Source organism: Chitinophaga sp. G7 BAM 1005, assembly GCF_057126945.1.
This window is the reverse complement of record NZ_CP181478.1, coordinates 1723785-1744365: the sequence shown is the minus strand read 5'-3', so window position 1 is coordinate 1744365 and position 20581 is coordinate 1723785. Positions and strand designations below refer to the sequence as shown.

The 20581-nt window shown below is 44.8% G+C and carries 17 protein-coding genes; 8 read left to right on the top strand and 9 right to left on the bottom strand.

What is annotated here, in order from left to right:
- Positions 1-407: 407 nt before the first annotated feature.
- The 7 genes from ACMXI2_RS07060 (at position 408) to ACMXI2_RS07030 (ending at position 10379) form a co-directional block, all read left to right on the top strand.
- Positions 408-3449 carry a SusC/RagA family TonB-linked outer membrane protein gene (locus ACMXI2_RS07060; protein WP_483780997.1) on the top strand — a complete coding sequence of 1014 codons (3042 nt, stop codon included), beginning with the start codon at positions 408-410 and terminating at the stop codon, positions 3447-3449.
- Positions 3450-3477: 28 nt separating this feature from the next.
- The gene (locus tag ACMXI2_RS07055; protein ID WP_483780996.1) at positions 3478-4860 is read left to right on the top strand and encodes a SusD/RagB family nutrient-binding outer membrane lipoprotein; all 1383 of its coding nucleotides are present in this window, start codon (positions 3478-3480) and stop codon (positions 4858-4860) included.
- 542 nt (positions 4861-5402) lie between these two features.
- Positions 5403-6701 carry a kynureninase gene (gene kynU / locus ACMXI2_RS07050; RefSeq protein ID WP_483780995.1) on the top strand — a complete coding sequence of 433 codons (1299 nt, stop codon included), beginning with the start codon at positions 5403-5405 and terminating at the stop codon, positions 6699-6701.
- Positions 6702-6709: 8 nt separating this feature from the next.
- Positions 6710-7669, top strand: a complete 960-nt coding sequence (locus ACMXI2_RS07045) for a tryptophan 2,3-dioxygenase family protein (RefSeq protein WP_483780994.1) — start codon at positions 6710-6712, stop codon at positions 7667-7669.
- A gap of 228 nt (positions 7670-7897) precedes the next feature.
- The gene (locus ACMXI2_RS07040; protein ID WP_483780993.1) at positions 7898-8842 is read left to right on the top strand and encodes a pentapeptide repeat-containing protein; all 945 of its coding nucleotides are present in this window, start codon (positions 7898-7900) and stop codon (positions 8840-8842) included.
- 12 nt (positions 8843-8854) lie between these two features.
- On the top strand, positions 8855-9610 hold the full coding sequence (locus tag ACMXI2_RS07035; protein WP_483780992.1) for an ABC transporter ATP-binding protein: 756 nt from the start codon (positions 8855-8857) through the stop codon (positions 9608-9610).
- 1 nt (position 9611) lies between these two features.
- A complete protein-coding gene (locus ACMXI2_RS07030) occupies positions 9612-10379 on the top strand; it encodes an ABC transporter permease (protein WP_483780991.1) in 768 nt (255 codons plus the stop codon).
- A gap of 22 nt (positions 10380-10401) precedes the next feature.
- On the opposite strand, the gene ACMXI2_RS07025 is transcribed toward ACMXI2_RS07030, so the two are convergent.
- The 4 genes from ACMXI2_RS07025 to ACMXI2_RS07010 form a co-directional block, all read right to left on the bottom strand.
- Complete coding sequence (locus tag ACMXI2_RS07025) at positions 10402-11718, bottom strand: S41 family peptidase (protein ID WP_483780990.1); 1317 nt, start codon at positions 11716-11718, stop codon at positions 10402-10404.
- A gap of 158 nt (positions 11719-11876) precedes the next feature.
- Positions 11877-12683, bottom strand: coding sequence for a helix-turn-helix domain-containing protein (locus ACMXI2_RS07020; RefSeq protein WP_483780989.1), 807 nt, complete (start codon positions 12681-12683; stop codon positions 11877-11879).
- Positions 12684-12810: 127 nt separating this feature from the next.
- Positions 12811-13887: an alpha/beta hydrolase gene (locus ACMXI2_RS07015; protein ID WP_483780988.1), complete on the bottom strand. Its 1077-nt coding sequence runs from the start codon at positions 13885-13887 to the stop codon at positions 12811-12813.
- Between the two features lie 170 nt (positions 13888-14057).
- A complete protein-coding gene (locus ACMXI2_RS07010; RefSeq protein WP_483780987.1) occupies positions 14058-14330 on the bottom strand; it encodes a DUF4242 domain-containing protein in 273 nt (90 codons plus the stop codon).
- A 410-nt stretch (positions 14331-14740) separates the two neighbouring features.
- On the opposite strand from ACMXI2_RS07010, the gene ACMXI2_RS07005 reads away from it, so the two are divergent.
- The gene (locus ACMXI2_RS07005; RefSeq protein WP_483780986.1) at positions 14741-15334 is read left to right on the top strand and encodes a hypothetical protein; all 594 of its coding nucleotides are present in this window, start codon (positions 14741-14743) and stop codon (positions 15332-15334) included.
- A 110-nt stretch (positions 15335-15444) separates the two neighbouring features.
- Here ACMXI2_RS07005 and ACMXI2_RS07000 read toward each other — a convergent pair whose 3' ends face one another.
- From ACMXI2_RS07000 to ACMXI2_RS06980, 5 genes are all read right to left on the bottom strand, one after another.
- Positions 15445-16581 (bottom strand): TlpA family protein disulfide reductase, encoded by a 1137-nt coding sequence (locus tag ACMXI2_RS07000; protein WP_483780985.1) that lies wholly within the window; start codon positions 16579-16581, stop codon positions 15445-15447.
- Positions 16582-16658: 77 nt separating this feature from the next.
- Positions 16659-17669: a redoxin domain-containing protein gene (locus ACMXI2_RS06995; RefSeq protein ID WP_483780984.1), complete on the bottom strand. Its 1011-nt coding sequence runs from the start codon at positions 17667-17669 to the stop codon at positions 16659-16661.
- Between the two features lie 124 nt (positions 17670-17793).
- Positions 17794-18507: a DUF4369 domain-containing protein gene (locus tag ACMXI2_RS06990; protein ID WP_483780983.1), complete on the bottom strand. Its 714-nt coding sequence runs from the start codon at positions 18505-18507 to the stop codon at positions 17794-17796.
- A 41-nt stretch (positions 18508-18548) separates the two neighbouring features.
- Entirely contained in the window at positions 18549-19067 is a 519-nt protein-coding gene (locus ACMXI2_RS06985) for a TlpA family protein disulfide reductase (RefSeq protein ID WP_079468303.1), read from the bottom strand.
- Positions 19068-19125: 58 nt separating this feature from the next.
- Positions 19126-20574: a RagB/SusD family nutrient uptake outer membrane protein gene (locus tag ACMXI2_RS06980; protein ID WP_483780982.1), complete on the bottom strand. Its 1449-nt coding sequence runs from the start codon at positions 20572-20574 to the stop codon at positions 19126-19128.
- Between the last annotated feature and the right edge of the window lie 7 nt (positions 20575-20581).

Genomic DNA, 20581 nt, shown 5'->3' with positions numbered 1-20581 from the left:
TGATCCTCGTCATGCTTTTTGCTGACCAAAACCAATACAATGTTTACCGGGAATCATTTTCCTGAAAGCATAACCGGTTAGTTTAATCATAGAAGTGGTATATGAAAAAGATATTGCGGGTTTTGATGGCGTTCATTTTAATGAACAACTCCATCCTGCCTACGGTGAAGAAGCAAATATTAGTGTCAAAATAATACTTATAACAAAAACCTGTTCCTCTTCTTATTCAGATTATTGTCGATATGACATTTAACATACTTGTATATTAATACACGTAGCGGTTTTTGGGATAATATACGTTTACAATCGGTTAATTATTCTGTATCCATATTTACAGCTTACACCTACTTTTATTCTGCTAACTATTCTATGAGGGTCCTCAACCTGTCAACCAAAAGTTCAATCAAATGGCATTATCAGCAAAATCAGCGGTATCAGGATGCTTCGTACCACTATGTGTGGTATGTTTTCTCGCTCTCTTCTCCTTTTCTGCGTCTGCGCAGAAGAGAGCGATTACAGGCACTGTTGCCGATTCATCCGGCACGCCTGTTATTGGCGCCACTGTCAGGGAAAAAGGTGGCAAGGCCGTCACCACCTGCGGCGCCGACGGTACTTTTAAATTAACCGTAGATGAAAAAAATTCGCTGGTCATTTCCAGTATCGGGTTCCTTAATGCGGAAGTACCGGTAGGCAGCAAAACAACATTCAGCATTACTTTAACCAGCAACACCTCCGCGCTGAATGCGGTGGTAGTAACGGCATTGGGCGTAAAACGGGAAAAGCGCAACCTTACCTTCAGCTCCCAGCAACTGAACGGCGAGGAGCTGTTAAAAACCAAGGAGCCCAACCTGGTGAATACTCTGGCCGGCAAGGTACCGGGTATACAGATCACCAGTTCGTCCGGCAATGCTGGAGCCTCCTCCCGTATTGTTATCAGGGGTAACTCTTCTCCTACCGGGGAAAACCAGGCGTTATTTGTAATTGACGGCGTGCCGGTTGATAATACGGAAACCGGCAATATCGGTGGTGGAGCGGCGGGCTCCGGCGTAAACCGCATCGCAGATATTGATCCCGCTATTATTGAAAACGTGAACATCCTGAAAGGCGCCGCCGCTACCGCGTTGTACGGTTCTTCCGGCGCCCGGGGCGTGGTACTCATTACCACCAAAAACGGCGGTGTGGATAAAAAACCGGTGTTCAATTTTTCGTCAGACGCTTCGTTTGAGCATCCGCTGTTGCCGGAACGGCAAAATATTTATGGACAGGGTACCAACGGTATCTTTTATAACGGTGAGGATGCCGACAAAAAAACAAGCCTTTCCTGGGGGCCCCGCATGGATACCCTCAAAGTAAACGGTCAATCCGCACCTACCTACGACCCGTACGATTTCTTCCGTACCGGTATTACTACCAACAACACTCTTTCTGCCTCCGGCAGTAACAATAATTCCAACTACTTTCTCAGCTACTCCTATTTTAACCAGAAAGGCGTAATGCCGGGAAATGACTTTAAGCGGCATTCCTTTTTTGCAAAGTACAATTCCAAAATAGGCAAGTATGTAAACACTACTTTCCAGATGGGATACAGCAACTCAAAGCAGGACAGGCTGCCGGAAGGCGCCAGTAACGGGCCTTTGTTTGTACTACTGCTGCAACCAGTGTCGTGGAATCCTTACCCGGTACTCCTCCCGGACGGCACCCAGCGCGGCTACCGCTATTCGAGGAATATGCCGCTGTGGACGCTCGATAATATCAGCAACGATTCAAAAGTTAACAGGTTCCTCCCGGTATTTACCGCCAACATCACTCCCACCAGCTGGCTTACAATTACAGAAAGACTGGGTGCGGATATTTACACGGAGTCTGATAAATACATAGAACATCCCAGTCCGCAGATCGGGCTCACAGGGCAGATCAGGAACCAGAACATCAACTTCCGGCAATTCAATAATGACCTGATCATCAATGCTACAAAAACATTTGGCAAATTCAATGTGAACCTGCTGCTCGGCAATAATATCTATACTACTTACAGCCAGTATATGAATATTAATGGCACCGGGTTAAACATTACCGATTTTAACAATTTATCATCCGGCAGCACAATCACAGGTACTGAAAGTTATACCCAGACCAGAAAGGTAGGCTTCTACTCACAAGCTAATATTGAGTACAACCGCTTCCTTAACCTGTCTTTAACCGGCAGGTACGACGGTAGTTCCGTGCTCAATCCTGATAAAAACTTCTACCCTTACGGATCTGCTGCTGCCAGCTTTATCTTTTCCGAATTCCTGGGACCGAAGGCTTCCAATATCATAAACTTCGGAAAGGTACGACTCAGTTATGCTACGGTAGGTAACGACGGCGTAGGGGCGTACGCGTTATCTACCCCTTATGTGCAGGCGGGCAGGAACACGAATGCCGGCTATTTCCAGTTCCCGTTCCAGGGGCAACAGGGATTTTTACTGACAACCGCACTGGGTAACCCCACACTCATCAATGAACGGCTCAATGAATATGAAGTGGGGCTCGAAATGCGTTTCCTGAACAACAGGTTCAGCTTTGAAGGATCCTATTTTAGCCGCCGCTCCAAAAATGGGCTCATACCAGGTTCACAAATCACCAATGCCACCGGCTACAACAATACCACTTTTAACTCAGCAGAAATATCCAACAAAGGAATAGAACTGCTGCTGGGCGCTACTCCGGTGAAAACAAAAGATTTCAGCTGGAATATTACTCTGAACTTTTCGAAGATCAAAAACGAAGTGCTTACCCTGGGGCCAGACATTGAGCAGCTGGGCCGCCTGATCAAAGGACAACCTTATAACGTGTTCTATGGCAACCGTTATAAACGCGCCGGCAACGGGGAGCTGCTAATCGACGCCGGTGGTTTACCGGTAGTAGATCCGCAACAGGGCATTGTAGGCGATATTAACCCTGATTGGCTGGCCGGCATGGATAACAGCTTCCGTTATAAACAGATCAGCCTTTCCTTTTTCTTCGATATGAAAAAAGGTGGCGATGTGCAAAATGATGTAGAGTCAGCCGGTTTCTACTACGGCACAGCGAAGGTGACTGCCACCCGTGGTAACATAGTGGTGAAAGGCATCAGCGAAGTGGATGGAAAACCCAACACCGTGGAAGTAGACGCGCAAACGTACTACCAAACCAGGCAATACGAATCTACCATCCAGGATGGTACTTATATCAAGTTGCGGAATGTAAGCCTTTCGTACCTCCTGCCAGCTTCCTTCCTGGTTAAAACACCATTCAAATCCGCTTCGCTGGCAGTAGCCGGCAGAAATCTCTGGATTTACAGTCCGCATTTTACCGGCGCTGATCCGGAAGTAAGTTCCTATGGCACGGGCAACAGCTCACAGGGCATCTATGCGTTTTCTACGCCTACAGCACGCTCTATCAACTTCTCACTGAAATTCAGTTTTTAGTATGCCAGCACCACTAAAATTTATTAACATGAAAAAGTCTTTTTATATACTGCTGCTCACGGGCCTTTGTTTACAGGGATGTAAAAAGTTCCTGGATGTAAACACCGATCCCAACAACCCGGTAGATGTGCAGGAATCACTGATCCTGGCGCCAACGGAACTGAACATTTCCGACAATATCCAGGGCGGCAATGCGGGGATCATTATACAGAACTATGTACAGAACATCGCTGCCAACCAGCTGAATCCTTATGTGGGCAGTTACCAGTTGTTTAATATTGATATGGATGGCGACTGGTCCAACTTCTACGTAACCTCGCTCAACAACCTGATTACCCTGAATAAAAAGGCGGAAGCGAATAATAACTGGAACTATGCGGCCATTGCCAAAATACTCACCGCTTACACCCTGGGCACAGCTACTGATTTCTGGGGAGATATTCCTTATTCCAAAGCGTTTACCAGCGGCGTTTTTACAGTGCCTTACGACAAACAGGAAGATATTTACAAAAGTATCCAGTCGTTACTCACCGATGCCATTGCCAATATCGATAAAAACAGCAGTCCCAAAAGCCCCGCAGGCGACGACTACTTCTACAACGGTAATATGAACGCCTGGCGCAAGCTCGCATGGTCGCTGAAAGCCAGGTATTACCTGCATCTCACCAAAGCGCCCGGGTATACCGCCAAAGTGCAGGCCGAAAACGCGATAGCTGCTTTAAAGGGAGGCATGACATCCAACACAGACGATCTTAAGTTCACCTACGCCGGCGCAGCAGGATCGGAAAATATCTGGTACCTCACCTTTACGCCGGTAACCACCTACGTGATGAATGCCACACTGATAGATTCATTGCGTAACAGGAATGATCCACGGCTGTCAAAGATGATTGCTCCCGCCACGGCAACAGGGCTATATACCGGCAGAAAGATCGGTACTCCCACAGGAGACCTGGCGAAGTACTCTTACCCTGCTGTGTTCTATGGCGCCAAAGCATCTTCCAATTATATATTCAATTATTCTGAAACACTATTCATACAGGCAGAGGCCCTGCTGATTACCAGCGGTTACACTGCAGCGCAGCCGGTGTATGTAAATGCGATCAACTCCCATCTGTCCAAACTCGGGATTGATACTACCTCCGCTGCGGCCAACGCTTATGTAAACAGCCGTAAACTAACCAGCAGCAATGCTCTGCAGCTGATCATGGAAGAAAAAGCAGTAGCTAATATCTTTAACTTTGAAACGTATAACGACTGGAGAAGAACCGGGTTTCCAAAATTGAAGAAAGTAGACGGCGCATTGATAGATATCCCCCGCCGGCTATTATATCCGCAAAGCGAGATATTAACGAATGCACAACCGCAACAAACAGCTATCCAGAGTACAAAAATCTGGTGGGATAACTAAACCAGGCATTCCCAATACACTTTTAAAACCCGCTCCAGTAGCGGGTTTTATTCCAGGATATCCGGGATCACAGGGCATTGCCAACGTATTTTAAAAGCCATCTTCTTTTACCGGGAGCCTCTGGAGGTATTAATGAAAAAAATGGGCTGGAAAAACAGGCATACAGCTGCTCTCTTATTCCCGCTCATCCGCCCTGGTATAAGAAAGTGGCCTTAACATTTTTCCGCTTCGGCGTATGTCCCCTTTGCATTACTATGAGTGTATCGTATAGTATTGGCAGGTTTTTCAGGAGAATAAAAAAGTGTAAGCTACTACAACAGATAAATATTATTTGGCAGTGTAAACAATTTGTATTTTTTTTGTCGCACTTTCCAGCCAATGGTAGATATTTATAAAAATATAATCAACCGGCCCTCCTAGCAGAAGCTCCTTCTGCCGGCAGCATTTTGCTGCGATAACCCAACTTACCAGTATACCGTTTTTGACGCCATCGACAGCAATGTCTATGCACGCGATTTCCAACCACTAACATAATTATCAATATGATTTTTGAAAACAATCTGGCTTTTGCGCAAAGCCTGGACCGGCAAGATCCATTACACAACCTGAGAGATGAATTCCTTTTTCCAAAGCAGCATGGCGTCCCTTTCATCTATATGTGCGGCAACTCGCTCGGATTGCAGCCCAGGGCAGCACGTAGCTATGTTGATCAGCAACTGAACAACTGGGAGAACCTGGCAGTAGAGGGATGGTTTGAAGGTGAAACACCCTGGATGTACTATCACAAAGAACTAAAGGGGTTGATGGCTAATATCGTTGGCGCCGGCCCTCAGGAAGTATGCCCGATGAACACACTTACTGTCAACCTCCACCTGCTGATGGTGAGCTTCTACCGTCCTGCTGCAAACAGATTTAAAATCATTATGGAGGCCGGCGCTTTTCCTTCCGACCAATATGCAGTAGAGAGCCAGGTCAGGTTCCACGGCTATGATCCGAAAGACGCCATTATTGAAGTGGCGCCCCGGGTTGGTGAAGCTACTTTGCGAACAGAGGATATCCTGGCTGCTATTGCCGATAATAGCGGGCAGCTTGCTCTCGTCTTGTTTGGCGGTATAAATTATTTTACCGGCCAGTGGTTTGACATGCCGGCTATTACAAAAGCAGGGCACACTGCCGGCGCTGTTGTTGGATTTGACCTGGCACATGCAGCAGGCAACGTACCGCTGAAATTGCACGACTGGGAAGTTGATTTCGCATGCTGGTGCTCTTACAAATATCAGAATGCAGGCCCGGGAGGAATCAGCGGAATTTTTGTGCATGAAAAACATTTCTCCGACACATCGTCCGACCGTTTTGCAGGATGGTGGGGCTACCAGGAACAGCAACGGTTTAAAATGGAGAAAGGGTTTATAGCTGAAGCTGGCGCCGACGGCTGGCAGGTAAGCTGCACGCAGGTCATTCCAATGGCGTTGTATCATGCCTCGCTTAAAACTTTCGAAAAAGCCGGCTTCATTGGCCCCCTCAGGGAAAAGAGCCTCAGGCTAACGGCCTATCTCTACTACCTCATCAGCGAAGTGAATAAAACGCTCGGCTTTGAACAATACAAGATCATCACACCTGCCGCCGAAACGGAAAGAGGCGCTCAGCTGTCCATCATAGCCCAATACAAAGGCAAGGAAATATTCCAGGCACTCGTAGCCAACAATATCCTGGGCGACTGGCGCGAACCTGATGTTATCAGGCTCAGCCCGGCGCCACTGTATAATAGCTTCGAGGATGTTTTCCTTACAGCAGAACGGATGCTGGCAATAAGTAAAGAACTGATCACACCAAAACAATAACAGCAGAAATGGAAATAACAGCTGAAATTAAAGACAGACTATCCCTGTTGCAGGAGAAGTATGCCGCAATGGGGCAGGACATCACCGCCTATCTTGATGGCCTTCTTTATGCAGATTACCTGACATATTGGGATTATATTCACCTGGACACACTGCTGAGCCTTCAGCATCCGAAAACTTCTTATCCGGATGAGGAGATTTTCATCATGTATCATCAGATCACCGAACTCTATTTTAAGCTTACCCTGCACGAATGCCGGCAAATAAGCGCCAATACTTCACTTACTCCTGACTTTTTTGCTTCCAGGCTTAAAAGAATTAATGCTTATTTCACTGCCCTGGTATCATCCTTCGATATCATGGTGGATGGAATGGACAAAGAACAATTCCTGAAATTCAGGATGTCGCTGTTGCCCGCAAGTGGCTTCCAATCTGCACAGTACCGTATGATAGAGATCTATTCAACAGACCTCATTCAACTGGTAACACTGAGCAAAAGAGAGCAATTAAAACAGGCCTCACCGGCAGAACAGTTTGAAAACATTTACTGGAAATACGGCGCTTCAGAATTATCTACCGGTAAGCAGACGCTTACACTGCAACAGTTCATTATGAAATATGCCGGACAACTCCTGCAGCTGGCGCAGAACAGTATTGACCACAATTTTTCCTCCCTGTACAAAACGCTGCTCCGGCGTGGAGAAGACATGAGTGCTGTAGAAGCCGAACTCAGAAAGCTGGATCTGTTTGTAAACGTGGAATGGCCGCTATCGCACTATAAGTCTGCAGTACGCTACCTGGAGCGCGACCCGGTAGACATCGCCGCCACCGGCGGCACCAACTGGCAGAAATACCTGCCGCCGAGGTTCCAAAAAAGGATTTTCTACCCATACCTGTGGACTGAAGAACAGATTGAGCAATGGGGCAAATCCTGGGTAATGAATGTATTGAAAGCTTACCGGACTTAGCAGCATATTACCGGGTCTTCACGCCGGCGGCGTGAAGACCCGGTAGTTCCAATCCTTCCCTATCCTCTCAGCCCTCCCCTTTCCAGACAGTTGATCCCCCACATATACCACTGCAGGTTATTAATAACAACTCAAAGTAGCGTAAATACAACTATGAGTGTTTGCATTTTTTTGATTCAGGAAATACATCCGTATACCTTTACAGGGTCGATAAACTAAAACAAAAATATGGACACTAAAATGATCGGCAGCAAAATTGCCAAAGCGCGCAAGGATAAAAATATGTCTCAGGCGCAACTTGCCCAGCTTCTGTTTATCAGCCCGCAGGCAGTTGGAAAATGGGAGCGCGGAGAATCAATTCCAGACATCGTTACTATTAACCGGCTTGCGGAAATCCTGGGTGTCGACCTCAACTATTTTTCAGAAAACTTCCAATCTGCGGATGATAGCACATTTTTTAAGACCACTGAGAATAATGACGAACCCGGGCAAGCGGCACAGGAGGTTCCCTCCACTTCCACCGCGCCGGAAGAGCGGCAGCTACTGACGAACTTCAGCGGGGGCAACCTTTCAGAAAGCGACTTCACAGGGGTTACTGCGCATAAAAGGAAATTTAACGGGAGTGCCCTGCAGGGCTCCGACTTTGCAGGGGCAGACCTTACCGGCAGTTCGTTTATGGGTAGCGATATACATGAAGCCAATTTCGATGGGGCAAACCTGACAGACTGCACCCTGTCATCCAATAACCTTACAGATGCGAGTTTCAGGAAAACTATTCTCATCCGCACCGTATTCAGCACGTCAGGACTGGCCGGGGCGAAATTCATCAATGCAGAACTGACCAATGTAAAGCTAACCAAGACAGATCTTAGAAAAACGGTTTTTGAAAACTGCATCTTCAATGGCGTGGACTTTAAGTATTCCGATATGCGGGGGCTATGCCTTGACGGGCAGACCTTTATCGGCGTCAAGTTCGATAAAACGGCGCTAAATGAGGCTACGTTTAATGGCGCGACGCTCAGGAATGTATCTTTTCGTCCAACATATGCCTTAACCAATAAATACTACCGTGCCATTAAAACCATCTGCTTTGACGGCGCAATGATGGATAAGCTGACCTATGCCGAACTCAAAGGCATGGGGGCGGATCTGTCGAAGGTTACATTTATATAAAGAACGAAGTATATGCAAAACTCAATTCAAGTGAAAGGACTCCAAAAGTCCTATAAGCAGCTTCATGTCCTGAAGGGCGTAGATTTCGAGGTTGAAAAGGGTAGCATTTTTGCCCTGCTCGGCTCCAACGGTACGGGTAAAACAACCATCGTCAGAATCCTCAGCACCCTGCTCAAACAGGACAGCGGAAATGTGACCGTAAATGGATTCGATGTCCTTTTAAAGCCCGAAAACGTGCGGCAGTCAATCAGCCTCACCGGCCAATTTGCAGCCATAGACGAGGTTTTAACCGGGCGTGAAAATATTACCATGATTGCCAGGTTGCGGCACCTTAGCAATCCGCGTCAGGTGGCCAACGATCTCCTGAAACGCATCGGCTTAACTGATGCTGCTGACCGCCGCGCCTCCACGTATTCAGGAGGGATGCGCCGCCGGCTCGACATCGCCATGAGCCTCGTGGGAAACCCGCCGCTTATTTTCCTCGACGAGCCAACCACCGGGCTTGACCCTGAAGCCCGGATTGAGTTCTGGAAAATTGTCAGGGAACTTTCCGGTAACGGCACAACAGTATTCCTGACCACCCAGTATTTAGAGGAAGCCGAACAGCTCGCCGACAGAATTGCCATTCTTCACGAGGGCAGGATCATCGTGAGCGGCACTTTCGCAGAACTCAAACAGCTGTTCCCGCCCACACAAGTAGAGTATATTGAAAAACAGCCAACCTTAGAAGAGATATTTCTTGCAATTGTTGGAAAAAAAGAAAAGTAAAATGGAAACAATAAAAAACTATTTTTTTGTAGATATGAGTGTTATGCTTGGACGTTCCATGCGCCATGTTTTCCGCAGTATGGATACCATCATCACCGTCACCATCATGCCAATTGCAATGATGCTGTTGTTCGTCTACGTACTCGGAGGCGCTATTCAATCCGGTACAGATAACTATGTGGATTACCTGTTGCCCGGTATACTGTTAATTGCCATTGCAAACAGTGTTGGCTATGTGTCTTACCGCCTCTTTAACGATGTACAACGGGGAATATTTGAGCGTTTCAACTCCATGCCAATTGCGCGTTCGGCCGCAATATGGGGGCATATCATGACCTCATTGGTATCTAATCTGATTTCACTCACCGTTATTATTATTGTAGCATTAATAATGGGTTTTCGCTCGCCGGCCGGCATATTGTCGTGGCTTGCCGTGGCTGGCATACTCGCATTGTTTACGCTTGCACTGGCCTGGATTGCAGCGATTGCCGGCTTATCTGCAAAATCGGTGGATGGAGCTACTGCAATTGCCTATCCTATTCACTTCCTGCCGTTAATCAGCTCGGCGTTTGTACCAACAGATACGATGCCGGGGCCGGTTCGCGCCTTTGCCGAAAATCAACCGGTAACCTCCATAGTGGAAACCATTCGCGCGTTACTTTCAAACCAGCCGGTGGGCAATGAAATATGGGTGGCGCTTGCCTGGTGTATCGGGATTATGCTCGTAGCTTATATCATTGCGATGCGCGTGTATAAAAAACAGGCGTAAAGGTTTGCTTTTACGGGCAACCTCATTCCTCAACGTACCGCCATGCAAATGCTACCCAGTCCTCTACAGAACTGTCAAGATAGATATCCGGCTGGATGCCGATATTGTCTATCGGGTAGTCAGGCAGACGCATTGCGCGATAGGTAGGCATGAATACCTGGTAGCCTGGACATCCGAAATCTACCAGGTATGCATTGCCGTAATCCAATGCACCATAACTGGGTATGCCCAATAACTTGACCTTTCTGCTCTGTTTTGCGATGAACAAAAAGTACTCGGCCGAACTCCCTGTTCCCTTATCTGCAAGGATAACAATTTGCCGGGGACCTTTAGCGGCCGGCTCAACGTTTTCGATATACACAGGTTTACCTGTATCGCTAAAGTTCACGAAATGACCCAGGTTCTTTTTTAACTGATCTATTTGCTTGTCTATTTCATCTGTTGAGGTATTCTTATCCAGGCTTTTTTTGTATGTCTGAAGATTTCCGATATAAGTTTGCGTAGCCAGGAACTCCGCTCCGGTGTTCCGTATTGACTTTCCCGAGATGTACGGAAGAAGTTGCTGATAAGCATCTGTTGTTCCCCCGGGATTGCCACGAAGGTCAATGATCAGGTTCTCGCTACCTTCAATTTGCGTCCTGTTCTGCGAGATCAGCTCATCAATTTTTCCCAGGTACCGGTATTCAAAACTCGGTAATTTAAGGATCGATGTCCTGGCGGATAGTTTCCTGAAATAAAAACCTGCAAGTTCCTTTAGCTTTTCTTCCAGTTGGGCTGCGCTTGCCGGTGGTAAAGGAAGTTCCCTGACCAGCGCCATCCCAACGGCATCCAAAAACAGGATACCCTCCTTATGCATGGTATAGCGTCCCTTTTTCTTCGACCGGTCAAGCATTGAATACTCAAAAGAACCGTCCGGAAGCAACCTGAACTTTATATCTCCGGCTTTCCAGGATGCAGATTCCGCCCCGATAATAAACCCCGTATATTCATTTCCACTCAATTTTTTAATCCCAATCTTGTAACCCTCTGTCGACCATACCCCTTCCAACGGATCCCTTGTGAACCTAATTTTATCCTGAAAATCCCGGATATCAACTACTATGGATTCTGCAGGGCCACTGTTACCGGAAGAAAAAGGAGATCCGTTTGAGCCAACCCATAAATGGGGATCTTTGAAGAAATCGGTATACCTCTTTAGTATTTTTTCGCAGGTAGGGTTATCCGCAGTTTGGGCCTCCCTGGTCAGATGCTGTTTTAGTTCTTCATAGAGCAATCCTTCCTTCGTTTTGTCCGCAAAACCCGGATATTCGGTCTCCACTTTCTTCATCAGTTTTTCCAATATCACCACGCAATTGCAGCCTGATTGCTGCGCATACACCGAAAATGAAAATATATTAAAAGCGAGACAAAGTAACCATTTCTTCATATTAAATATCTATTGAGCGAGCCGCAAATATAGCTCTGTCACTATGGCTAAAATTGTAAAAATGTAAACTGTTAGATAAATAGCCAGATGGATGCACTGTCTGTATTCACCTTTTTAAAAAAAGTATAGGGATTAACGTTGGTAAGCTGTTTAAAGTCCTTTATCAGGTGTGATTGATCATAAAAAAGGCTCTCGTAAGACAGTTCCGTAAGGTTCCTGACCTCTCTCTGTTTCGCTATCGCCTTCCTGAACCGGTGGATCCTGTAGAATTCCGAGGGTGATTTACCGACATTCCTGGTAAAGAGCCTGTTGAGATATTGTCTCGAAAAGTTATTGTTACGGGCAATCTCCTCTATCTTCAAACCAGATTCGATATCGGATATAATTCTCTCCATCAATCCAGGTTCCCGTGGATTGAGTTTTGAAATCCAGTAGTCTTCCAGGCTTTTTTGCTGAAGGTTCCTGTCATCTTCAAGCAGGATCTGCTTCATCGCCGGTATAAAATCGGCAAAAGGATTAAAATCCACCGCATTTTCCTGATCAAAAAGCTCGTGGGCATTATCCAGAAAATAATTGATGGCCAACGGCTTGAAATAAATCGTAATCTCGTTTACCCCGCCCTCAATTATAACTTCGATCGGAGCGATATACCGTGACACAAAGTTGGCTACAATGTTCTCTTGCCGGGAAGGTCTGACGGTGATTTTGTTATTCCCTGCTTCAATTTCAATATCCCGGCTCACTGATACGATAAAGTAGTTGTTCGGAAATGTCCAGTAATGTAGCTGTTCAGAATTTTTACCGGGAGAGATAAAATAATAACCTTCTATATATCTTTGTAATATCTCATTTACCGGCCTGTAAAATTCCATTTTCATCTTCCAATTAAATTTTTATTCCTGTCCCGCATCATGAGCGCAGAACCCGCATGTATGTTTTTTAAGGAGATGCAAATATAACATTTAGCAGGAGGAAACGGTCTACCAGAAGAAGCAGCACAGTTTACTACTTTGTATTTTGTTTAAACGATAAATGCTTTGAAAAGAATTGTAGCATATTTTCTTCAATTCTGTTTGCGATACGGTTGATATGGTCTCCTTCATAAATTTCGAAGAAATGTTCGATCCTGTATTTGCTTAGTTCTTCATCCAGCGTTTTAATACTCTCTGCTATGGCCCTATCCTTATCGCCTGCATCAAAACCAATAGACTTTAATTTTCTGATGTTATAGATATACTGATCCAAATTATTTAATGGACGGTTCGCGTCCCACTTATGCAATATTTGCGGTTGCAAATTTCCATTCTTTACCGGAAGATCAAGATAAAATGGAGGGTTTCCCGGATTGGGCGACCAGGCCGCTGCAGACGCAAAGAGCGCTTTAGTGAAGAAATCCGATTTCTGAAATTCTTCTATCGTCTTAATGCTGTCTGCCCGGATAAGTTGTGGCAGCAAGGTTTCCGATGACATTGCAGGGGAGTTCAGACAACAGGGACTTAACAGATATACCGTTGAAAATACACCAGGATTCTTTTCCCCGATCCGTAATGCACCGTAGCCACCCATTGAGTGGCCGCATAAGCCCCTGCTCTCTTTCTGTGCAAGGGTGCGGTAGTGACTATCAATATAACCTACCAGTTCGCTGGCTACAAAGTCTTCCCAATTTCCGGTTGTTACTGAATTGGAATACATACTTCCCTGGAAAAGCGTATAGGCATCGGGAGTAACCACAATCATTTCATGACCCGGGCTTTGGGAAAACGCGGTATCCAGTATCGGGGGCAGCGTCATCCAATGCTTTTGAAATCCATAAAATTTTGCATCATTGTCCGTGTAGCCATGCAGGAAGTAAACCACCGGATAGCGTTTTTTAGTACCGGAACTATAGCCGGCAGGCAGATAAACAGACACATGGCGGTCGGCATTGTCGCCACTGAGATTACCTTCCAGCAACTTGCTGTGAACTTTTATCCGCTGTACTGTACCCTTTGCAATTTCCGGCTTCTGCGCCAGGCTTTTCACGGAACAAGACAATAATATAAAGACGAAAGCAATGGTAAGAGAGGCCAGGTGTTTTATCATAAGACTGCAATTAGGTTGTAATTAGCGGAGGTAATATACAAATTTGGACACCAAAATGTAGCATGGTGGCCCGCAAAAAAATCAAAAAGAGCTAAGCGCCGATAAATATTCCTATTTACGGGTGTTTCCCTTTTAAGGCGCAGGGACGTTTTAAAGGATATAGTTATGTTTTATTCTGCAGTTGCAGGATCAATAATGGCAGCCACCTCACTGATAGCGTTGGCTGGGAATCCGCCCTGTTTGGCGTGTTCACGGATCATATCTTCATTAGGGGCAATATAAACACAATAGATCTTATCGGTTGTCACATAACTATGCACCCATTGGATTTGTGGGCCCATATTACTTAGTACACCGCAGGAAGCTTGTGAAATTGCTTTTAATTGTTCTCCTGATAATTTACCTGCACCAGGGATTTCGCGTTCAATAACATACTTAGGCATAATTTTAGTTTTAATTCTGATCCTATGACAGTTAAATCTTGCTAGTTGTAGGGACTTTTACAGGTTCTGGCATTTTAGGAATAGCCAATGGAGTAACATATCCTAAATGTAAGCAATTATTTTAAGATCCGCCGGATTTCCCTGGTGGTCATACATATATATATGTTAACTCAGCCGACACAGGGCCAACATATGATTGTTTTAAAGAGTAACTTTTTTTAATAATATCGTAACCTACTACATTGCAAGAAGCGGGGAAATTTATGACGCAAAATGTAAAAGTAATTTTTTTTGTTTTATTGATGTTCTGCAGCTTCCTGGCTGGTGCCCAAACCCCGAAGGATACAGCTAAAAAAGAACAAAAGACGGTATATCTTTTTAGTGGTATCGGGGCGGATTCAAGTATCTTCATGAACCTGAAACTTCCAGGCTACCATAAAGTTTACGTCTCCTGGATTCCTGCGTTGCCAAATGAATCAATAACAGAGTATGCAGGCAGGATAAAGAGCCAGATCACTGTTGAAAATCCGTATATAATCGGTCTTTCTTTTGGAGGCATCATGGCGGTGGAAGTATCCAAACAGATAAAGGTACAAAAAATGGTATTGATCTCTTCCGTCAGAACAAAGGAAGAGCTGAACAAAGTGCAGTTTTTTTTCATGAAACTGGGTTTATACCGGATTATTCCCGGTTCACTAATAAAACGTACCAATTTTCTTACCTATCGCTACTTTGGCGCCCGGTCCCCCAACGACAAGAAAGCGCTAACGAAATTATTGCAGGACACAGATGTTGCCTTTTTTCGCTGGGCATTGAAAAGCATTGGTCATTGGGAGAATAGAGAAACACCTGAAAAAACTATTCAAATTCATGGAACGGCCGACAGGGTAATAACCAGCAGACTTGTGCATCCTGATTATCGCATTAAGGGCGGAGGACATCTCATGGTTTTTAATAAAGCAGATACCATTAGTAAAATCATCATGAATTACTTTCGTGAATAATGTTTTACCTGCCGGAAGATAAATGCATGTTTTGGAACAACTCTTTCCTGAAAGCAACAGCCAGGCAAGCGCCCGGCTGTTACTGTTGCCTATCATGATTGCTGTATTTTTTATTTGAGCATTTTCTCAAGCGTTTTTTCCAGTTGCTTACCCCGGAGATTTGTAGCAATGATGATACCATTAGGGTCCACCAAAACATTGTCAGGGATACCCGTAACTGCGTAAGCCGTTGCCGTTGAATTGTTCCCTTTTAAATCCAATACCTGCGTCCAGGGAAGCTTATCTTCTTTCACCGCTTTTATCCACTCTTCTTTTTTAGCATCTACCGAAATACTTAATACTTCAAAGTTCCTGCTTTTGAATTGATTGTAGGCACGTAATACGTTAGGGTTTTCGGCTCTGCATGGTCCACACCAGCTGGCCCAGAAATCAACCAATACATATTTCCCTTTGTAAGATGCCAAAGATACGGGTGTTCCATCCGCGGTATTTAATGTAAAATTTTTTGCAGCATTACCGACTTTCTTCATGGAAAACCCTGCAGACATTGACTTCAAACCTGCATATACAGGGGTTTTACGCATACGCTCACTTAATAGATCCAGCATCCGGTTAAAGGTAGGTACATCTCCATTACTTTGCTCCCCGGTTAAATTAAGACTGAAGTAGCTATCCGGATGCTGCTCTACAAAACGCAATTTCAAATCACTTATCTGTTTCAATAACTGTTTTTCAGCTGCTGAGGGCTCTCTCTCCACAGTCTCTTCTGCGTTCTCATCGTCCTCATCGTTACTTTCATTTCCTCTTTCCATTCCTCTTATCGAATCCAAAGAACGTTTGAGCGCATCCTCCCTGGCTCTGAATCCCTCATAAACAGCTTGTTTGCCACCCTCCACCACTACATCATTTATTGTTTCGCCTTTAATGGTTACGTCACCCTCCAGGAAAAAACTCCTCCCGCCCATTAAATGCATATTGGGCTTTACCCATGACCAAAATGCAGTATCCTGCATTGTCAGGGTAGGATGATGAATGATGACTTTAAGCAAGGCATTAGCCGGACGACCGGAACCTTTGAATTCAAAAGTGCCATTATTTGAAACCTGTTTCAGTACTTTCCCGTCATATTGGAGACTGATATCAGCAGGTATATTAAGTCCGGATAATTTTCCCTTAACCGTAAAATTCTGGCTATTGGCAGTAAGCATTGCTGTCAACGCGTAAACTAATATTAGCAACTTTTTCATAATGTTTTTTTTGCCTGATTGCTACTGAAGGTCGCAATCTGATGATAGTAAATGGTATATTAAACGTGTATTGATCCTTATTTAAGCAACTGTGAGAGTTTGGCGTCCAAAGCCTCTCCTTTCAGATTTCTGCTTACAATTTTTCCGTTGGGGTCAATCAAAAAACTCTGCGGAATTTGTGTAATTCCATACATTTTTGCCACCTGATTAGAAGCAGTCTTCAAATCGATGACCTGCGTCCAGGGCAATTGATCCTCTTTGATTGCTTTCAGCCAGAGATTTTTTTGTGTATCGAGCGAAACAGCCAGGACCTGAAAATTTTTATCCTTGTACTTATTGTAAGTATTTTTCAGCTCAGGATGAGTTGCTCTGCATGGACCGCACCAGCTTGCCCAAAAATCAAGCAATACATACCGTCCTTTGAAAGAAGCCAGTGATACCGGTTTACCTTCCGTATCGGGAAGTGTAAAATCTATCGAAGGTTGGCCTACATCAAACTTAAGGGCTATTTCCAGTTCCTTTTTAAAAGCGATACCATCTTTTGTCTGCTGTATTCTTTTGCTTAAGCTGCCAAACAATTGTTGAGCCCTCGTGGGTTGCATCTTTACGGAATTATATGTCAGCTTATCCAAGCCAACATAACTGTCGGGATACTGCTTAATCAATTTGGCGATATCCTGTTCAGTATCCATACCGAAATTTTTGGGATCCTGTTCCCGGGCGCTATACTCCCGGAAAATCTTCTGCTCTTTACCTGTGCTTATGATCTTTGCAGTACCACTTTTATCAAAATCGACCGTGATAGCATTTGGGTCCATATAAAAGAATGCAGCGCATTCTTCTTCTCCGGATGAACCAGGGGTCATCAAATCTATCACTACCAGCTCAGGTCTCCGGGTATTTCCTTTAAATCCAAAGACTCCATTCTTAATGTTAACGGTATCACTTTTAGCATCGCCTCCATATGTCAATACTGCACGGGTAGCAGATATATTGGGAGCAACTTTCCCCTTAATATTAAAACTCATCTGTGCAAACACTGATGTAGTCATAAAAGAGGCTACTGTCAGAAAAAATAATCTATTCATATGCATGTTTTATCTCTCATTGATTTTTGATTATCCTTATTTGAGCGCAGCACGAATTGCATCCATATCGTGTCCGGGACCGGCAGCCGGGATTTTCCATGGTTTTCGTTTTTAGCGCTTTCAATTAAAACTTATCAGTCAGCATTTTTCCGGGAAAGGATTTGCGCGCTGATGGACTAAGCTTCTCCATTGCTGCTTTATACCTCTTATCCCCGTCCTGCCTGGCCAGATAAGTGTAAATCACGTAAGCATTGATGTCCGAAGCGGGGTTTTCTTCCAGCCATCGCCAGGCTATTTCCAGGGTTTTATCACGGGCTTCCTGATCCACTTTGGTTTCCCTTTCCAGGAAAGCTTTATCTTTAAAAAGACCTTCATAAGAACCTGTGCTGGCCATCAGCGCCATAGCGGTATCGTAAATCGCTTTCTTTCTGCCGAACACCTCCTGACTTTCCATTATCTCCGTGAACCGGGTATAATCTTTCATATACCCATCATTACCTGAAACGACAGCCTTTTTAAGTTCGCCACGTTTCCCGGTTAGCCGCACTATTCCTGCATCCAGGTACAATGTCCGGTGTTCAGGATTTTGTCCGATTAACCCTACCCGAAGCACATAGATACCTGCGCCGGGAAGTTTGGTTTTAAACCTGAAAGCATCATTGCTTACAACCGCAGTATCATGAAATCTCTTTCCTTTCAGATCAGAACGGGGCCGGAGGTCGGTTAAGATTACTTTTGTACCAGGTTGCAGGTCTTTCAACTCCCCGGTAAATTCCAATTCCTGTGCATTCGTAGTGATGGCTGTTAAAACCAATATAAACAATGGGATAATTTTCATTTTGCAATGCTTTAAAAGATAAATTCTTTGAGCCACGTTTTTTACCTGCCGTATTTTTCAAACAGATCATGCAGCATTTCATCTGTAACATCATGACCGTTTCCGGAAAAGCGAACAATACCCTTAGGATCGACTATGATCATATGGGGTATTCCTACGATCTTATAATCGTCGTTCCACGCTTTGGCCTTTTGCATCATACTGTAAAATTCAATGGGAGCTTTTTCAAAAACATATACGTCCTCCGGCGCTTCATTTGTAGTTGAGGCAATGAATGCTATCTTATCTTTGTATTTGCGATGTAGTTCATTAACATGAGCAAACCCGGAAATGCAGGGTCCGCAATGGGTTCCCCAGAAATCCAGCGCCACAAATTTCCCTTTCATATCCGGTATCTCAGAAAGCCACTCTTCCACTTTCAATGCCGGCGCTTTCGTACCAACAGGCAGTCCTCCTATCATTTTTGACACCTTTTTTTTCCCGGCTTCACTTTTCGATTGAGCATGAGAACAGGTAACTGCTCCAAGAAGGAGCAATGCCAATACTATTGTTGTTTTCATTTGTATATTTTTTTAGTGTTCTGCTATTGCCGGATCATTTTTCCAAACAGTCTTTTAATTAAGGGTTCTCAATAAGTAACGGATGCTGAGAGGTAAGTTTTCTTCCAAACTTCAACACCAGCCGCTCCGGAGTGAGGGTATAAGATTCCACTACATCGCCGGTAGCTGAATACAGTTTATGGGTATAATTAATTGTATTGCTATAAACCGGATCTGTAGATAAACGACGTACATCGTACCATCTCATACCTTTTAAGGCAAATTCCCTGATCCGTTCTTCCAGGATAAAGCGGACCAACTGCTGCTGATTAGCCGCAATTCCGGCCGGAACAACAGCCGCCGCAGCAGGCATCCGGTTGGCCCTTAGTAATTCCACATCGGCTTTTGCACCTGCCAAATCATTTGCACGTGCTTTCAGTTCAGCACGCATTAAATACATATCCGGCAAACAAATTCCTACTTCTGCACTAAATCTTGGATAGCGTCTCATTCCATTGGGAAAAATAACCGTTCCAAAAAGTTCTGTATTCGAATAGATCTGTAACCTGAAATCAGAGGGATCATAAAGGGCTGCAACTTCCGGTCTGCATACAAATGCATTGGCCGAGCCAATATAAAAAGCGCTTAAACTCATATTCAATATACTTTCCTGATCTTCTCCCAAAAAAGAATTTGGCATTAATGCAGGTCCAAAATATGCAGGATCAGCTGGTTGCCAGGTTCCATCCGGACTAAGCGTAACATTATAATCGTATAAACCGACAGTTTTTGTTGCTCCTGTTAAGGCACTGAAAGCCTTATCCAGGTGCTCACGGGATGCGGTATAATTATGCATGTAGAGATAAACTCTTGCAAGAATTCCTTCGGCAGCAGGCTTTGATATTTTAAGTGAATGGGAGAAAGGTTTCGATAAATTTGGTAATGCCTCCGTGATATCATTGATGATGAACTCATAAACTTCCTTTACAGTAGCCCTTTTATAATCAGTTTTGGTTACATCAGCAGCGGTAATAATCGGTACGCCCCAATCAGTAGCTGCTGTTGCCTCATTGTAAGGCTTGCCAAAATCATTTAAAAAGAGCAAATGGCAAACCGCCCTGCCTACCTTAGCTTCCGCCATGATCTGGGCCTTTTGTTGTTCAGTGCCGCCGGTGGAAGCATCTATCTCTTCAATGATCTTATTAAAAGCATAGTTCGATTTAAGATACCCCATTTCCGGCAGGTCGTCCGGCAGCAAGGCATCGCCAATATATTTGAACAGGCGCTGCCTGTATACAGATGCCCCGCCAAAATAGCTCTGCTGTGCAGCCACCTCGTCTCCCAGAAACCCTGCGGCTGTTGAAGGGTCTACTTTAGTGGTGTTCAGCAATGCTTCATAATCCTGGGTGGCCTTTGCAATAAGCGCCCCTTTAGGTTCTACTTCCAGGTATCCTTTTTTACAGGAGGCCGTAACTACAATCACTGCTGTGAGAAAGAGTAAAATATATCGTCTGTTTGGAATACGCATAATTTGA

Excerpts from the sequence above, each read along its gene's own strand:
- ACMXI2_RS07045 (WP_483780994.1), top strand. The coding sequence starts at position 6,710 with ATGGAAATAACAGCTGAAATTAAAGACAGACTATCCCTGTTGCAGGAG.
- ACMXI2_RS07040 (WP_483780993.1), top strand. The coding sequence starts at position 7,898 with ATGGACACTAAAATGATCGGCAGCAAAATTGCCAAAGCGCGCAAGGAT.
- ACMXI2_RS06980 (WP_483780982.1), bottom strand. The coding sequence starts at position 20,574 with ATGCGTATTCCAAACAGACGATATATTTTACTCTTTCTCACAGCAGTG.
- ACMXI2_RS06995 (WP_483780984.1), bottom strand. The coding sequence starts at position 17,669 with ATGAATAGATTATTTTTTCTGACAGTAGCCTCTTTTATGACTACATCA.
- ACMXI2_RS07005 (WP_483780986.1), top strand. The coding sequence starts at position 14,741 with ATGAACCTGAAACTTCCAGGCTACCATAAAGTTTACGTCTCCTGGATT.
- ACMXI2_RS07010 (WP_483780987.1), bottom strand. The coding sequence starts at position 14,330 with ATGCCTAAGTATGTTATTGAACGCGAAATCCCTGGTGCAGGTAAATTA.
- ACMXI2_RS06985 (WP_079468303.1), bottom strand. The coding sequence starts at position 19,067 with ATGAAAACAACAATAGTATTGGCATTGCTCCTTCTTGGAGCAGTTACC.
- ACMXI2_RS07030 (WP_483780991.1), top strand. The coding sequence starts at position 9,612 with ATGGAAACAATAAAAAACTATTTTTTTGTAGATATGAGTGTTATGCTT.
- ACMXI2_RS07015 (WP_483780988.1), bottom strand. The coding sequence starts at position 13,887 with ATGATAAAACACCTGGCCTCTCTTACCATTGCTTTCGTCTTTATATTA.
- ACMXI2_RS07055 (WP_483780996.1), top strand. The coding sequence starts at position 3,478 with ATGAAAAAGTCTTTTTATATACTGCTGCTCACGGGCCTTTGTTTACAG.
- ACMXI2_RS07000 (WP_483780985.1), bottom strand. The coding sequence starts at position 16,581 with ATGAAAAAGTTGCTAATATTAGTTTACGCGTTGACAGCAATGCTTACT.
- ACMXI2_RS06990 (WP_483780983.1), bottom strand. The coding sequence starts at position 18,507 with ATGAAAATTATCCCATTGTTTATATTGGTTTTAACAGCCATCACTACG.
- kynU (WP_483780995.1), top strand. The coding sequence starts at position 5,403 with ATGATTTTTGAAAACAATCTGGCTTTTGCGCAAAGCCTGGACCGGCAA.
- ACMXI2_RS07035 (WP_483780992.1), top strand. The coding sequence starts at position 8,855 with ATGCAAAACTCAATTCAAGTGAAAGGACTCCAAAAGTCCTATAAGCAG.
- ACMXI2_RS07060 (WP_483780997.1), top strand. The coding sequence starts at position 408 with ATGGCATTATCAGCAAAATCAGCGGTATCAGGATGCTTCGTACCACTA.
- ACMXI2_RS07020 (WP_483780989.1), bottom strand. The coding sequence starts at position 12,683 with ATGAAAATGGAATTTTACAGGCCGGTAAATGAGATATTACAAAGATAT.